The sequence below is a fragment of the Comamonas sp. CMM03 genome (assembly GCF_019218715.1).
GTDB lineage: Bacteria > Pseudomonadota > Gammaproteobacteria > Burkholderiales > Burkholderiaceae_C > Comamonas > Comamonas terrigena.
In genome coordinates this window covers 215,733-231,101 of the sequence record NZ_JAHUXB010000003.1, presented here as the reverse complement: position 1 = coordinate 231,101, position 15,369 = coordinate 215,733, and the positions used below count along the sequence as shown (strand labels likewise).

Below are 15,369 nucleotides of genomic sequence, written 5' to 3'. Positions count from 1 at the left end.
TGCCGTTGCCATGGGCACGCGGCAAGGGGGTGGCGCTTGCTGCTGCCTGGGGCATCGGCGGCGCTGTCCCGCTGACGGCCAATCCTGTGGGCCACAGCGGACCCTGCCGGAGCTGGAGGCCTTCCATGGCCACTAATCCATTTCCATCAAAAAAGCCCGGCAGTGCCGGGCTTTTTCATGGGTGCAATCCGGGGGGCCGGATTGCCGTGCGGCAGAGAGCTTACGCGTCGATATTACCGGCGCGCAAAGCGTTGTCTTCGATGAAGTTGCGGCGGGGTTCCACCTCGTCGCCCATCAGCATGGTGAACACGCGGTCGGCTTCGATGGCATCACCCACCTTGACCTGCAGCAGGCTGCGCACCGCGGGGTCCATGGTGGTCTCCCACAGCTGTTCGGGATTCATTTCACCCAGACCCTTGTAGCGCTGGCGGCCGGTGGTACGTTCGGCTTCGGAGATCAGCCAGCGCATGGCCTGGCGGAAGTCGCTCACCTTTTCGGTCTTGGCTTTTTCGCCTTCACCGCGGGTGACCTTGGCACCTTCGTTCAACAGGCCGACGAAGTTCTGCGCCTCATCGGCCAGCGCGGCGTAGTCGTGGCTGGCCACGAACTCTTGCGTCAGGATGGAGCTCTTGATGTTGCCGTGGTGGTGGCGGCTGATGCGCAGGATGGGGTTCTGCGAGTGCGGATCGATCTCGGCCGTCACGGCAGCGGGCACGCCGGTGGTGGTCAGTTCGCGCAGCTTGGCTTCTAGCACCGGGGCGCAGGCCTGGGCATCGGCCAGGGTGTCGAGCTTGATCTGCACGCCGTCGGCGATGGCGCGCAGGGCTTCGGCATCCATGAAGGCCGACAGGCGCTCGATCACGCTTTCGGCGGCCAGATGCATGTGGGCCAGCTTCTCCAGCTCCTCGCCTTCGATGCCGCGCGCCGCAGCGCCGCCGGTGGTGACGCTGGCGTTCTGCAGGGCGATGCGCATCAGGTACTGGTCCAGGGCCGGGCCGTCCTTCAGGTACAGCTCTTCCTTGCCGTTCTTGACCTTGTACAGCGGTGGCTGGGCAATGTAGATGTGGCCAGCTTCCACCAGATCGGGCATCTGGCGGTAGAAGAAGGTCAGCAGCAGGGTGCGGATGTGGGCGCCGTCCACGTCCGCGTCGGTCATGATGATGATGCGGTGGTAGCGCAGCTTGGCCAGGTCGTAGTCGTCGGCGTTGCTCTTGCCGCTGTCCGCGCTGGCCTTGCCGATGCCGGTGCCCAGGGCGGTGATCAGGGTGACGATTTCCTGGCTGGACAGCAGTTTCTCGGCACGGGCTTTTTCCACGTTCAGGATCTTGCCGCGCAGCGGCAGGATGGCCTGGAACTTGCGGTCGCGGCCTTGCTTGGCGGAGCCGCCGGCGGAGTCACCCTCGACGATGTAGATTTCGCACAGCGCCGGGTCTTTTTCCTGGCAGTCGGCCAGCTTGCCGGGCAGGCCCATGCCGTCGAGCACGCCCTTGCGGCGCGTCATTTCGCGGGCACGGCGCGCGGCTTCACGGGCGCGGGCGGCATCGATGATCTTGCCGCACAGCTTCTTGGCGTCGTTGGGCTTTTCTTCCAGGTATTCGGTCAGTGTCTTGGCGACGATGTCTTCCACCGGCGCACGCACTTCGCTGGACACCAGCTTGTCCTTGGTCTGACTGCTGAACTTGGGTTCGGGCACCTTCACGCTCAGCACCGCGCACAGGCCTTCGCGCATGTCGTCACCCGAGATTTCGACCTTGGCCTTCTTGGCCAGGTCGTTGTCGGTGATGTACTTGCCGATCACGCGCGTCATGGCGGCGCGCAGACCCGTCAGGTGGGTGCCGCCGTCACGCTGGGGAATGTTGTTGGTGAAGCACAGGACCTGCTCGGTGTAGCCATCGTTCCACTGCATGGCCACCTCGACACCGATCTCGGTGCCGGGAATGCCGCCATAGCTTTCGGCGGGGCGGCTGCCCGTGGCGTAGAAGGGCGTGATGTCCAGGTCCTTCTTGTTGCCGTTGATGAACTTCACAAAGCCCTGCACGCCGCCGGCGCCCGAGAAGTCGTCTTCCTTGCCGTCGCGTTCGTCCTTCAGACGGATGCGCACCCCGTTGTTCAGGAAGGACAGTTCGCGCAGGCGCTTGGCCAGGATCTCGTAATGGAACTCGTTGTTTTCCTTGAAGATCTCGGTGTCCGGCAGAAAGTGCACCTTGGTGCCGCGCTTGTCGGTATCGCCGATGATGCGCATGGGCGAGATTTCCACGCCATCCACCACTTCGATCAGGCGGTTTTGCACAAAGCCGCGCGAGAAGTCGATCTCGTGGGTCTTGCCGTCGCGGCGCACCGTCAGCTTGAGCTTGACGGACAGCGCGTTCACGCAGGACACGCCCACGCCGTGCAGACCGCCGGAGACCTTGTAGCTGTTCTGGTTGAACTTGCCGCCGGCGTGCAGCTCGGTCAGGGCAATTTCCGCGGCCGAGCGCTTGGGCTCGTGCTTGTCGTCCATCTTCACGCCGGTGGGGATGCCGCGGCCGTTGTCGATGACGGACAGCGAGCCGTCGGCGTGGATGGTGACCAGAATGTCGTCGCAGTGGCCAGCCAGGGCTTCGTCGATGGAGTTGTCCACCACTTCAAAGACCAGGTGGTGCAGACCGGTGCCGTCGGAGGTGTCGCCGATGTACATGCCGGGGCGCTTGCGCACGGCCTCCAGGCCTTCCAGGATCTGGATCGCGCCTTCGCCATAGCCGCTTGCGTCGGCCCCTGCAGGGGCTTGGTTCTGGGGATCTGGCTGGTTCTCTGCGGTCATGGATGAAATGCCTTGTGCTGCAAGAGCAGGCGCTGTCTGCACCTGCCCTGCCTTGAATTCAATGAACTAACGGTGGAAAAGAGCGGGATCCACGCAGGATCGGCCGCTCTTTTGAGGGGGCGTCCAGCCGGGCCGGGCACCCCGGTGGCATCAAATGCGCATGGGCATCACCACGTACTTGAAGCGCTCGTTCTCGGGGATGGTGACCAAGGCGGAGCTGTTGCCGTCGGCCAGCTGGACCTGCACCATGTCCTGGCCCATATTGGCCAGCACATCGATCAGATAGGTCACGTTGAAACCGATTTCGATGGTGTCGCCGCCGTAGTCGATGTCCAGCTCGTCCACTGCCTCTTCCTGCTCGGCATTGGTGGAGGCCACGCGCAGCGTGCCCGGTTCCAGGTTCAGGCGCACGCCCTTGAACTTGTCGCTGGTCATGATGGCGGTGCGCTGCAGCGAGGCCAGCAGCGGCGCACGACCCAGGGTGATGCTGTTGCTGTGGTTGCGCGGGATGACGCGGTTGTAGTCGGGGAACTTGCCTTCCACCAGCTTGGTGACGAACTCCATGCCGCCAAAGGTGAACTTGGCCTGGTTGTTGGCGAACTGCATCTCGATGCGGGGCTGGTTTTCGCCACCCACATCGCTCAGCAGGCGCTGCAGTTCCAGCACGGTCTTGCGCGGCAGGATGACTTCCTGCTTGATGCCCACGTCCACATCCAGCTCGGCGCTGGCAAAAGCCAGGCGGTGGCCGTCGGTGGCGACCAGGCTCAGCGTGTTGCCTTCGGCCACGAACAGGATGCCGTTGAGGTAGTAGCGGATGTCCTGCACGGCCATGGCGAACGAGACCTGGCCCAGCAGCTCCTTGAGCACCTTCTGCGGCACGCTGAAGGCCGGGCCGAAGGCGGCGGCTTCCTGCACCAGCGGGAAGTCCTCGGCCGGCAGGGTCTGCAGCGTGAAGCGGCTCTTGCCACCCTTGAGGATCATCTTGGACTGCTGCGTCTCCAGGCTCACGGTCTGGTCGCCGGGCATGGTCTTCAGAATGTCGATCAGCTTGCGGGCGCCCACCGTGGTGGTGAAGTCGCCGGTGTCACCGCCGAGCTCGGCCGTGGTGCGGATCTGGATTTCCAGGTCGCTGGTGGTCAGCTGCAAGGCGTTGCCCGTCTTGCGAATCAGCACATTGGCCAGGATGGGCAGGGTGTGACGGCGTTCAACAATGCCGGACACCGATTGCAGGACCGCGAGAACTTTGTCTTGTGTGGCTTTCAGGACGATCATGTCAACCTCTGATGGTGATGCGGGGACTGCGTTTGGGCCAGCGGCACATGGTGGCGTACCCCCTCTTGCTGCCCAAACCCCCATTGTGCCCCTGCCGGCCCGGACACAGGTCCGCAGTCCGGCCCGCAGGCGGGAAATTAGCCTTTGAGTGTCTGTTCCAGCACATGGAGCTGCTGGTTCAGTTCGGTCAGTTGCTGGCGCTCACCCGCAATCTTGCGGACGGCGTGCAACACGGTGGTGTGGTCGCGGCCGCCAAATAGCTCGCCGATTTCCGGCAGGCTCTTTTGCGTCAGCTCCTTGGCCAGGTACATGGCAATCTGGCGCGGCCGCGCAATGCTGGCCGGGCGCTTCTTGCTGTACATGTCCGCCACCTTGATCTTGTAGTAGTCGGCCACCGTCTTCTGGATGTTTTCCACCGAGATCTGGCGGTTCTGGATCGACAGCAGATCGCGCAGCGCCTCACGCGCCAGCTGGATCGACACTTCCTTCTGGTTGAAGCGCGAGTAAGCCAGGATCTTGCGCAGCGCGCCTTCCAGTTCACGCACGTTGGAGCGCACGTTCTTGGCCACGAAGAAGGCGACTTCCTCGGGCATCTCGGCGTTCTCAGCGCGGGCCTTGTTGATCAGGATCGCGACACGCATTTCCAGCTCGGGCGGTTCGATGGCCACGGTCAGGCCGGAGTCGAAGCGCGAGACCAGACGTTCATGGATGTTGGCCAGCCCCTTGGGGTAGGTGTCCGACGTCATCACGATGTGGCTCTTCTTGGCCAGCAGCGCTTCGAAGGCGTTGAAGAACTCCTCCTGCGTGCGGTCCTTGTTGGCGAAGAACTGCACATCGTCGATCAGCAGCAGATCGAGCGAGTGGTAGCGTTCCTTGAATTCGTCGAAGGTGCGGCGCTGGTAGGCCTTGACCACGTCGGACACAAACTGTTCGGCGTGGATGTAGAGCACCTTGGCGTCCGGCTTGTCCTTGAGCAGCTGGTTGCCCACGGCATGCACCAGGTGGGTCTTACCCAGGCCGACGCCGCCGTAGATGAACAAGGGGTTGTACAGGTGGCCGGGCGAGCCCGCCACATGCATCGCGGCCGAGCGGGCCATGCGGTTGGCCGTACCTTCGACCAGGGTGTCAAAGGTCAGGGCCGGGTTCAGGCGGGTGCGGAACACCGGGGCGGCCGCTTCTTCGCTGGCCGATAGGGTGGTGGTCGGGGCGCCGGCTTCCGGAGCAGCGGCGCTGGCAGCGACCTGCACCGGACGCACATAGGTCCGGGTCACGCTTTCGCGGTGAGCAAGTGCCAACTCCAGGGTGACGGCCTGGCCGTACAGGGCTTCCAGCAGCGCGGCAATGCGGCCCGCGTACTGGGCACGGATCCAGTCGAGCTTGAAACGGTTGGCCACGTAGACCGTGACCTTGGAGAAGTCTTCCGCCACCGAGGCGGTCAGGGGCTTGATCCAGGTGTTGAACTGCTGCTCCGGCAGGTCTTGGCTGAGCTGCTCGACGCAGGCCTGCCACAGGCCCTGGCCAGCGTCGTTGGTGGGTTCCTCGGTCATTTCTTGCTGGTTTTCTTGTGGATAGGAGGAACGGTTACGGGGTGGTGATTGTAGCTTTTCAAACGGTTATCCACAATGAAAGGCCCACCCGACCCTGTCTTCCTATAGGCGAGGTATTTTGACGGAAGTTTTGCAGGGGCATTGCAACAAGGGGACAACGCTGAGATAATTTCGGGTTTCCCTGAATGTGTTCAGGGTGATATGTCCCGCGCGGCGCACAATACTGGAAATTTTTCGGTAGTGGTGCACGCCTGTTTCCGGGGTGCGGCAGCGATTGCCGCGCAATGGAAGAGGGTGTGCGACAGCCGGGCGGTGCAGGCGGGCGCGGCTTATTCGAAGCAGCGCAGCCACTGCAAAACTGAACCTTCCAAGGAATCAACATGAAACGTACTTACCAACCTTCCAAGACCCGCCGCGCCCGTACCCATGGTTTCCTGGTGCGCATGAAGACCAAGGGTGGCCGTGCCGTGATCAACGCACGCCGCGCCAAGGGTCGCAAGCGCCTGGCCGTCTAAGGCCAGTCCGTTTGGCAGCCTGTCCCATCTCACGCCCTGCAGGTCGGGGCTGATGGATATGCAGCGGCTGAAGACGCGCGCGCAGTTCCAGGCGGCAATGTCCGGGGGCGTCATCGCCCGGTCGGCGCATTTCGCCTTGCACCGCCTGGTGCTCGAATCCGCCCAGGTTGCCGCCGACACCATTCCTTCGGGGCCCGGCTCCTTGCCTCCAGTGCAAGGGCCGCAGGCCCTGTTTGCCGTTCCCGGACAGGCTTATCCACAGGTGTGGATGGGCCCGCTGGTGCCCAAGCGTTGGGCCAAGCGTTCCGTGACCCGCCATGCCATCAAGCGCCAGGTCTATGCCGTGGCCGAGGCCTGCGCCCCGCAGCTGCAGGCCCTGCCTGCCCAGGCGGCGTATGTGGTGCGCCTGCGGGCGGGCTTTGATCGCAAGCACTTCATCAGTGCCTGCTCCGATACACTCAAGGCGGCCGTGCGGGCCGAGCTGCAGCAGCTGTTCGCCTCGGCCATACGCCGGGCCCAACAGCCCGCCAAGGCGCAACCCGCGTCTGCGCCGCCGGTTTCCGAAGGGGTGGTCTGACATGGTGCGGGCCTTGCTCATGGCATTGGTACGGGGCTATCGCCTCACGCTCAGTCCATGGCTGGGCTCGGCCTGCCGGTTCGAGCCCACCTGCTCGGCCTATTCCCTGCAAGCGCTGGAGCGGCATGGTGCCGCCGCCGGGTCCTACCTGACCCTGCGCCGTCTGGCCCGCTGCCACCCCTGGTGCGCTGGCGGCCATGACCCCGTGCCCGAGCGCGCGCCAGGGCTGTTTTCCGGTTTGACCTCCTCTTCCTCTGCAAAGAAGTCTTCATGAACGACATTCGCCGCACCATCCTGTGGGTGATATTTGCCTTTTCCCTGGTTCTGCTGTGGGACAAGTGGCAAATCCACAACGGCAAGCCAGCCATGCTCTTCCCCTCGGCTGCCACCGCGCCCGCACCGGCCGCGGCCAAGCCTTCGGACGTGCCTGCGGTTGCCGCTCCGACCGCCACGGCCAGCGATGTGCCCGGCGGTGCCGCTGCACCGGCGGCCGACGCCATTGCCCGCGAAAAGATCACCGTCAGCACCGATGTGCTGCGTCTGACGTTTGACGGCCAGGGCGGCGGCATCGAGCACGCCGAACTGCTCAAGTACATGGACTCCGTGGACAAGAGCAAGCCCTTTGTGCTGTTCGACGACAGCGCCAACCGCGTCTACCTGGCCCAGACTGGCCTGATCGGCGGCAACTTCCCCACGCACAAGACCACCATGCAGCTGATGCCCGGTGCGCGCGAGCTGGCCGATGGTGCCAACGAGCTGCAAGTGCGTTTCGAGTCGCCCGCCATGGACGGCGTGAAGCTGGTCAAGACCTACACCCTGAAGCGCGGCGCCTACGACATCGCCGTCAAGCACGAGGTGGTGAACACCGGTACGGCCGCCGTGAGCCCCCAGCTGTACCTGCAGCTGCTGCGTGACGGCAATGCGCCCGAAGGCGAAAAGTCGGCCATGTACTCGACCTTCACCGGTCCGGCCGTGTACTCGCACGAGAAGAAGTTCCAGAAGGTCGAGTTCAAGGACATCGAAAAGGGCAAGACCGAATTCGTGAAGTCCACGCCCGATGGCTATGTGGCCATGGTGCAGCATTACTTCGCCAGCGCCTGGCTGCTGGGTGATGGCGTGCAGCGCGACAACTTCGCCCGCAAGGTGGGCGACAACCTGTATGCCGCCGGCACCATCACCACCCTGGGCACGCTGCAACCCGGCGAAACCAAGGCCGTCGATGCGCGCCTGTTCGCCGGCCCGCAGCTGGAAAAGATGCTGGAGTCCATCTACCCCGGCCTGGAGCTGGTGAAGGACTACGGCATGTTCACCATCCTGGCCAAGCCCATGTACTGGCTGCTGGACCAGATCCACAGCGTGCTGGGCAACTGGGGCTGGGCCATCATCGGTCTGGTGCTGATCCTGAAGATCATCTTCTACTGGTTCAACGCCAAGGCCTACTCCAGCATGGCCAAGATGAAGGCCATCAACCCCAAGATTCAGGAAATGCGCGAGCGCCTGAAGGACAAGCCCCAGCAGATGCAGCAAGAGATGATGCGCATCTACCGGGAGGAAAAGGTCAATCCCATGGGCGGCTGCCTGCCCATCATGATCCAGATCCCCGTGTTCATGACCCTGTACTGGGTGCTGCTGTCGTCGGTGGAAATGCGCCAGGCGCCCTGGATCGGCTGGATCACCGACCTGTCGGCCAAGGACCCCTGGTTCATCCTGCCGCTGCTGATGATGCTGTCGTCGCTGCTGCAGACCGCACTGAACCCCGTGCCACCCGATCCGATGCAGGCCAAGATGATGTGGTTCATGCCGCTGATCTTCAGCGTGATGTTCTTCATGTTCCCCGCCGGCCTGGTGCTGTACTGGCTGACCAACAACATCCTGTCCATCGCACAGCAGTGGGTCATCAACACCCGCATGGGTGTGCCGCCCCAGTTCAATCTGCCCAACTTCAAGTCGGCCCCTGTGGCTGATGCGGGCAAGAAGAAGTAAGCAGCGCCTGCGCTGACCCCCCAACGGCCGCCGCAAGCGGCCGTTGTCTTTGGTGCCGGGACTTCCGGCACGGCAAAGACGGCGGCCCTGGCTATGATCGGCCGCTGACCCGGTACCCCCACCGATTTCCTTCTCGAAAGCCTTGCCCATGCTTGCCCGCCATACCGATCCCATTGCCGCCATCGCCACCGCACCCGGCCGGGGGGCGGTGGGCATCGTGCGCATCTCGGGCAAGCAGATCGCGCCCCTGGTGCGTGTGCTGTGCGGCAAGAATCTCAAGCCCCGCGAGGCCAGCTACCTACCGTTCAAAGATGCCAAGGGGGCTCCCATAGACCACGGCCTGGCGCTGTACTTCCCCGGGCCGCACAGCTACACCGGGGAAGACGTGCTGGAGCTGCAGGCCCACGGCGGGCCGGTGGTGCTGCAGCTGCTGCTGGCGCGCTGCCTGGAGGCGGCGGCCAGCCTGGGCGAAGCAGGGGCGCCGGTGCTGCCCGGCCTGCGCCTGGCCCAGCCCGGCGAGTTCACCGAACGTGCGTTCCTGAACGACAAGATCGACCTGGCCCAGGCCGAGGCGATTGCGGACCTGATCGACGCCAGCACCGAAGCGGCGGCCCGCAGCGCCAGCCGGTCGCTGTCGGGCGACTTCTCGCGCGAAATCCGCGAGCTGCGCGATGCCCTGGTGCATCTGCGCATGCTGGTGGAAGCCACGCTGGATTTCCCCGAGGAAGAAATCGATTTCCTGCAGAAAGCCGACGCCTACGGCCAGCTCGACCGCCTGCAGGCGCAGCTGGGCCTGGTGCTGGCCCGGACCCAGCAGGGGGCGCTGCTGCGCGAAGGCATCAAGGTGGTGATTGCCGGCCAGCCCAATGCAGGCAAGAGCTCGCTGCTCAATGCACTGGCGGGGGCCGAGCTGGCCATCGTCACCCCGATTGCCGGCACCACGCGCGACAAGGTGCAGCAGACCATCCAGATCGATGGCGTGCCGCTACATGTGATCGACACCGCCGGCCTGCGCGACAGCGACGACGAGGTGGAACGCATCGGCATTGCCCGTGCCTGGGACGAGATCGCCGCCGCCGATGCCGTGCTGTTCCTGCACGACCTCTCGCGCACCACGGAGGCCGACTATGCGGCCGCCGACCTGGAGATCGCCCAGACGCTGGCGGAACGCATCCTGCCCAGCGTGCCGGTGATCGATCTGTGGAACAAGACCGATCTGGCCGCGCCCGGTGCGCAGATGGAACCGCTGGCACCCCTGGCCGGCCGCGCGGGCAGCGACCAGCGCCTGAGCCTGTCCGCCCGCACCGGCGCCGGGCTGGATGTCGTGCGCCAGCGCCTGCTGCAGGTGGCCGGCTGGCAGTCCGCCGCCGAAGGCCTGTACATCGCCCGTGCGCGGCATGTGGAGGCGCTGCAGGCCGTGGGGGCGCATTTGCAGGAGGCCCATGACCAGCTGAACGTGCCCGGGCCGGCACTGGACATCCTGGCCGAGGAACTGCGTCTGGCGCAGCAGGCACTGAACAGCATCACCGGGGAGTTCACCTCGGACGATTTGCTGGGCGTGATCTTCTCCAGCTTCTGCATCGGCAAGTAAGCCTGCCGAACCCTGCGTGCCGCCGTATGGCAGCACCCCGCTGAGCCCCGCCTGCCGGGGCTTTTTGCTGTGCGCAGCCCGGTGAATCCTGCTGCCTGCTGGTGCGGCCGCCGTGCACCAGGGTGGGGTGAGCGTGGCGTGGGAGTGGGTATGGCAGAGGGAATGCTGCAAGAAGCAGGGTGGATGCCGTGCGTTGGGCCCGTTGGCACTGTTCTTGCGCGGCAGCGGGGGTCTCCCTCCCTCGGATCCGCCGCCGTGTCGTGTGGCGGCCGGGTTGTCCGACCCCTGAAAGGCTCCCATGCATTCCCTCGGTTTCTTGGTTTCCCCTTCTGCGTCTGCTTCCTCCAATTCCACCACGCGCCGCGGCGCCTTGCGCAGCCTGCTGGCCCCGGTGGCGGCCGGAGCCCTGGCGGCTGCGGGCCTGCCGGCCTGGGCCAACGCCTACCCGGCCCGCCCGCTGAAGACGGTGATCTCCTTTCCGCCCGCAGGTGCGACCGACATCCTGGCGCGCCTGGTCGCACACAAGGTGGGAGAGAAGATCGGGCAGTCCATCATGGTGGAGAACCGTCCTGGCGCCGGCGGGACGCTGGGGCTGGATGCCGTGGCGCGTGCGCCGGCCGATGGCTACAGCCTGTACCTGGCGGCCGTCACCAACCAGATGATTGCCGGCCACCTCTATCCCACCAAGGCCGATCTGCAGCGCGACTTTGTGCCCGTGGCCCTGATCGCCAATGCCCCCCACCTGCTGATCGTCAACAACGAGGTGCCGGCCAAGACCATGGCGGAATTCGTGGCCTGGCTGCGCAGCAAGAGCGGCACGGTGAACTTTGCCTCCCAGGGCACGGGCACGCTGTCGCACCTGGAGTCCGAGCTGCTGCTGCAGCGCACCGGCACCCAGGCCGTGCATGTGCCCTACAAGGGCAGCGCCATGGCGGTGACCGATATGCTGTCGGGCGCCGTGTCCTTCATGTTCGACAGCGTGGCGGCTTCGCTGCCGCTGATCCAGGCCGGCAAGGTGCGTGCGCTGGCCGTGGCATCGTCGACGGCGGTGCCTGCCGTGCCCAATCTGCCGACGGTGACACAGGCCGGTGTGTCAGGCTATGACGTGGACAACTGGTTCGGCATCTACGCCCCCAAGGGCACGCCGCAGGCGGCGGTCGATCTGCTGGCCAAGGCCACGGCCGAGGTGCTGAAGGAGAAGTCCACCATCGACGAACTGATTGCCAAGGGCTATGTGGTGACGCCGGGCGACGGTGCCAAGCTGGCGGCGCTGACCCAGGCCGACCACCGGCGCTGGGGTGAGGTGATCAAGACGGCCAAGGTGTCGCTGTGACGGCTGGCCTGCATGGAAATGACGAATTGCGAGAACAAGTGCGTATGAATTGGAGCCTTCCCTTTCCCTCTGGCCGCCAGCCTGTGTTGGCGCGCAATGTGGTGTCCACCAGCCAGCCGCTGGCCGCCCAGGCCGGTTTGGCGGCGATGGCGCGCGGTGGCAATGCCATCGACGCGGCGCTGGCCGCCGCCATCACCTTGACGGTGGTGGAGCCCACGATGAACGGCATTGGCGGCGATGCCTTTGCCCTGGTGTGGGATGGCAGCCAGTTGCATGGCCTGAATGCCTGCGGGCGCGCGCCCCAGGCCTGGTCGCCCGAGCGCTTTGCGGGCCTGGAGCACATGCCCAAGGTGGGCTGGGACTCCGTCACCACCCCGGGCGGGGTGGCGGCCTGGAAAGCCCTGTCCGAACGCTTTGGCGCCTTGCCGTTCGAAGACCTGTTCACCGACGCCATCCGCCATGCGCGCGATGGCTTTCCGGTCAGTCCGGTGATTGCCCGCCAGTGGGCGCAGGCCGCCATCGATCTGGGCGCGCAGCCCGGCTTTACCGAGTTTCTGAAGCCCGATGGCAGCGCTCCGCAGACCGGCGAGATCTGGCGCTTCCCGGCCCAGGCCGACACGCTGCAGGAGATTGCCCGCACCCGGACCGAATCCTTCTACCGCGGCGCGCTGGCGCAGCGCATGGCCGCGTTTTCCCAGACCTGCGGTGCGGCGCTGACGGCCGATGACCTGGCCGCCCACCAGGTGGAGTGGGTGGAGCCCATTTCCACCCCGTTCGGCGACCGCACGGTGCACGAGATTCCCCCCAACGGCCAGGGCATTGCCGCGCTGATCGCGCTGGGCATCCTGGAGCAGCTGCCATACCGGGACACGGCACCGGGTTCGGCCGCGCGCATGCACCTGGAGATCGAGGCCATGCGCCTGGCCTTCGCCGACCTGTACGCCCACATCGCCGACCCGGCGCACATGGAGGTCACCGCTGCCCAGTTGCTGGCGCCGGCCTACCTCCAGCGCCGCGCGGCGCTGATCGACCCGCAGCGCGCCGGCAGCTACCCGCCGGGCCAGCCCAGCAGCGGCGGCACGGTCTACCTGTGCGCGGCCGATGCGCAGGGGCGCATGGTCTCGTTCATCCAGTCCAACTTCAAGGGCTTCGGTTCGGGCGTGGTGGTACCGGGCACCGGCATTGCGCTGCACAACCGCGGCATGGGCTTTGTCACCACGCCGGGCCATCCCAACCAGGTGGCGGGCGGCAAGCGGCCCATGCACAGCATCATCCCGGCCTTCATGCTGCGCAACGGCCAGCCCCATGTGGCGTTTGGCGTGATGGGCGGCAATATGCAGGCCCAGGGCCATCTGCAGATGACTTTGCGCGAGGCGGTGGAGGGGCTCAACCCCCAGGCCTGCAGCGATGCGCCGCGCTGGCGCATCAACGATGTGGGAGCGCTGACCCTGGAACACACCGTGCCCGCCGCCGTGGTGGAAGGGCTGCGCGCCCTGGGCCATGCGCCCGAGATTGCGCCGCCTAACAGCCTGGACTTCGGTTCCGCCCAGCTGATCCGCAAGCTGGACACGGCGCCGGGCGAGCCCAGCGCCTATGTGGCTGGGTCCGACCACCGCCGCGACGGTCTGGCGGTCGGCTTCTGAACGGTGCTGCGGTGGTGGCGCTGCGCGGCATTACCGGGTGACAAGATGACAAAGTAGCAGGGAGGGCGGTGACGCCCTCCCTTTTGCATGGGCGGTCACCCGGACACCATGGTGGAATCGGTTCAGGGCCCCGTCAGCTGGCTGCGCAGAATGCGCCGGATTTCGACAATTGCCTGGGGCTGCTCCTGCACGCTGTGGCCCGATGGGATGACGCGCTCCGACTCCGCTCCGGCCAGGTGGGCGCTGGCATAGGGCACGATGCCGTCGCTGCTCTCTTCCAGCGGTAACTTGGGTGTATCGTTTCCGATGATGGAGTGATAACGCACGAAGCTGGAAATCGGCAGGTCGGCCGTGGCGCGGATGAACGGGTCCTGGTCGCTGAGGTTGTCGATGCTGTTGGGAATGCGGAACAGCCCCTGCTTGCCGGTGCGTGGTGCGGCGTTGGCAATGGCCAGGGTCACATCGGCAAACTGTTCGACCATGGAAAACGGCAGCGTGATCAGGTTGGCGGCCCAGCGTGCCAGCCGGTGGTTGGCAAAGCTGGTGCCGCGGTGCGGCGCGGCCACAAAAATGGCGTTGCGCACCTGGGGCAGGGGCTCGAATTCCAGGTATTCGGCCAGCTGGCCGCGCAGCTGGCGCTGGGTGCGGGCGGGCATCTCCAGCGCCATGGTCATGGCATCCAGGATATTGCCCTGGGTGCTGCTGACCATCAGCCGCGACAGCACGCCCCCCATGCTGTGGCCCACCAGGGTCAGGTTCTGCGAGGCCGGCGCCTGGCCGCTGGGGTCGAAGTGCTCCAGCGTTTCCTGCAGCGCGGCGCGGATGGCGTGGTGGTTCAGCGCCAGCGGGGCATTGGTGGGGTAGTAGACCTGCCAGATCTGGTAGTTGCTGCGCAGCAGCTCGTCGCCCAGCACCTCGTTGGCCACATTGATCCAGGCCTCGGGGCTGCTGGCCAGGCCGTGCAGCATGACCACCACGCGGCGGCTGGGGTCGTAGGGCTGCATCAGATAGATCTGCGGTCGCACGATGCCGTTGCCCACGCCCAGCAGGCTGCGCAGCGCCTGGGTGGAAAAGCCCGAGCGGGCCAGCCACAGGCCATAGCCCGAGGTGAAGTTGCCCGCCAGCGGCACGCGGCTGTCGGCCAGCTGCACCTCGCGCTGGCGGTAGGGGTCCAGCAGGCGCACGGTCAGGCTCTGGGTGGACAGCACCTCGGCCAGCGTGCCGCCGTCAAACTGCAGCAAGGCGGTGATGGCGGGGAACAGCGCCTCCTGGTAGGGCGGGCCTTGCATGCTGCCCCAGCGCGGATCCGGGCCGACGGCCTCGGGCGGCGGCGGAAACACCGCCACCAGTTCGGCGCCAAAGCCGTCGCGCCGGTAGATGTTGCGCAGGCCGGAGAAGGTCAGCGAGGTGGCCGCCAGCAGCTCCTGCGGCATCACCCGGTGGGCGGGCTGGCGCAGGCCGGACAGGTCCATGGTCAGCAGCCATTGCTGCCACTGCGTGCGGTCGCCCTGCAGCGCGTCCAGGTCGGCGGGCAGGGGCTCGGACAGCGTGCTGCGGTAGCGGAACATGCCGGTGATGGCCTGCTGCACGGCGTAGTTGTAGTAGTCGCGCACCTGGGTCTGGCGGTCTTCGAAGGCCCGCGCCGTGGGGTCGCGTTCGGTGAAGAACAGGTAGGCCCAGGCGTAGCGGGCCGATTCCAGCCAGGCATCCACGGCCTGTCCGGGCTGCGTGGCCGGGGCGCGTTCCTGGTCCATGGCCTCCCGGGCCCAGAGCTCGGACAGAGCGGACAGGCGTTGCTCGTCCGTCAGGCCGGCGCTGCTGCGCAGCGCGGTGCGGCAGGCCGCGGCATCGGCCAGGCAGGGTTTGGCTTCACTGCCCATGACCCGCAGCGATTCGCGCGTGGCGGGACTGAGCTGGCCGCTGGTCAGCACATCGGCGCGGCGCTGGGCCAGGTAGTCCGAAGGCTGGATGGAGCTGACTTTGACGCCCGCGCAACCAGTGAGCAGGGCCAGGCAGGCGGGCAGCAGCCACAGCAGGGGGCGGCAGGGACGGCGGAAACGGATCACGGCAGACAGGGGTAAGCGGGATGGTGTGCCAGTGTAGGCAGG

At 65.9% G+C, this 15,369-nt stretch carries 11 protein-coding genes; 7 read left to right on the top strand and 4 right to left on the bottom strand.

All coding sequences use genetic code 11. The annotated features are described in order from the left end of the window. Positions 1 to 220 precede the first annotated feature (220 nt). The 3 genes from gyrB to dnaA all read right to left on the bottom strand — a co-directional run bounded on the left by gyrB (position 221) and on the right by dnaA (position 5,619). A complete protein-coding gene (gene gyrB, locus KW830_RS11765) occupies positions 221 to 2,800 on the bottom strand; it encodes a DNA topoisomerase (ATP-hydrolyzing) subunit B (RefSeq protein WP_218333275.1) in 2,580 nt (859 codons plus the stop codon). Positions 2,801 to 2,950: 150 nt separating this feature from the next. Next, positions 2,951 to 4,072, bottom strand: coding sequence for a DNA polymerase III subunit beta (gene dnaN, locus KW830_RS11760; RefSeq protein WP_066538367.1), 1,122 nt, complete (start codon positions 4,070 to 4,072; stop codon positions 2,951 to 2,953). A gap of 137 nt (positions 4,073 to 4,209) precedes the next feature. Continuing rightward, entirely contained in the window at positions 4,210 to 5,619 is a 1,410-nt protein-coding gene (gene dnaA, locus KW830_RS11755; protein ID WP_218333274.1) for a chromosomal replication initiator protein DnaA, read from the bottom strand. A gap of 380 nt (positions 5,620 to 5,999) precedes the next feature. Here dnaA and rpmH point away from each other — a divergent pair, with 380 nt between their 5' ends. The 7 genes from rpmH to KW830_RS11720 all read left to right on the top strand — a co-directional run bounded on the left by rpmH (position 6,000) and on the right by KW830_RS11720 (position 13,261). Beyond that, positions 6,000 to 6,134: a 50S ribosomal protein L34 gene (gene rpmH, locus KW830_RS11750; RefSeq protein WP_012207856.1), complete on the top strand. Its 135-nt coding sequence runs from the start codon at positions 6,000 to 6,002 to the stop codon at positions 6,132 to 6,134. A gap of 58 nt (positions 6,135 to 6,192) precedes the next feature. After that, positions 6,193 to 6,711 carry a ribonuclease P protein component gene (locus KW830_RS11745; RefSeq protein ID WP_218333481.1) on the top strand — a complete coding sequence of 173 codons (519 nt, stop codon included), beginning with the start codon at positions 6,193 to 6,195 and terminating at the stop codon, positions 6,709 to 6,711. A gap of 1 nt (position 6,712) precedes the next feature. Beyond that, positions 6,713 to 6,985 carry a membrane protein insertion efficiency factor YidD gene (gene yidD, locus KW830_RS11740; protein WP_083520472.1) on the top strand — a complete coding sequence of 91 codons (273 nt, stop codon included), beginning with the start codon at positions 6,713 to 6,715 and terminating at the stop codon, positions 6,983 to 6,985. Continuing rightward, positions 6,982 to 8,694: a membrane protein insertase YidC gene (gene yidC, locus KW830_RS11735; RefSeq protein WP_218333273.1), complete on the top strand. Its 1,713-nt coding sequence runs from the start codon at positions 6,982 to 6,984 to the stop codon at positions 8,692 to 8,694. The genes yidD and yidC overlap by 4 nt, the downstream gene beginning before the upstream one ends. Before the next feature lie 148 nt (positions 8,695 to 8,842). Then, on the top strand, positions 8,843 to 10,285 hold the full coding sequence (gene mnmE / locus KW830_RS11730; RefSeq protein WP_218333272.1) for a tRNA uridine-5-carboxymethylaminomethyl(34) synthesis GTPase MnmE: 1,443 nt from the start codon (positions 8,843 to 8,845) through the stop codon (positions 10,283 to 10,285). A gap of 316 nt (positions 10,286 to 10,601) precedes the next feature. Further along, entirely contained in the window at positions 10,602 to 11,618 is a 1,017-nt protein-coding gene (locus KW830_RS11725; RefSeq protein WP_218333271.1) for a tripartite tricarboxylate transporter substrate binding protein, read from the top strand. A 44-nt stretch (positions 11,619 to 11,662) separates the two neighbouring features. Further along, positions 11,663 to 13,261, top strand: coding sequence for a gamma-glutamyltransferase family protein (locus tag KW830_RS11720; RefSeq protein ID WP_218333270.1), 1,599 nt, complete (start codon positions 11,663 to 11,665; stop codon positions 13,259 to 13,261). 122 nt (positions 13,262 to 13,383) lie between these two features. Here KW830_RS11720 and KW830_RS11715 read toward each other — a convergent pair whose 3' ends face one another. Then, a complete protein-coding gene (locus KW830_RS11715; protein ID WP_272971165.1) occupies positions 13,384 to 15,327 on the bottom strand; it encodes a triacylglycerol lipase in 1,944 nt (647 codons plus the stop codon). Positions 15,328 to 15,369: the final 42 nt, after the last annotated feature.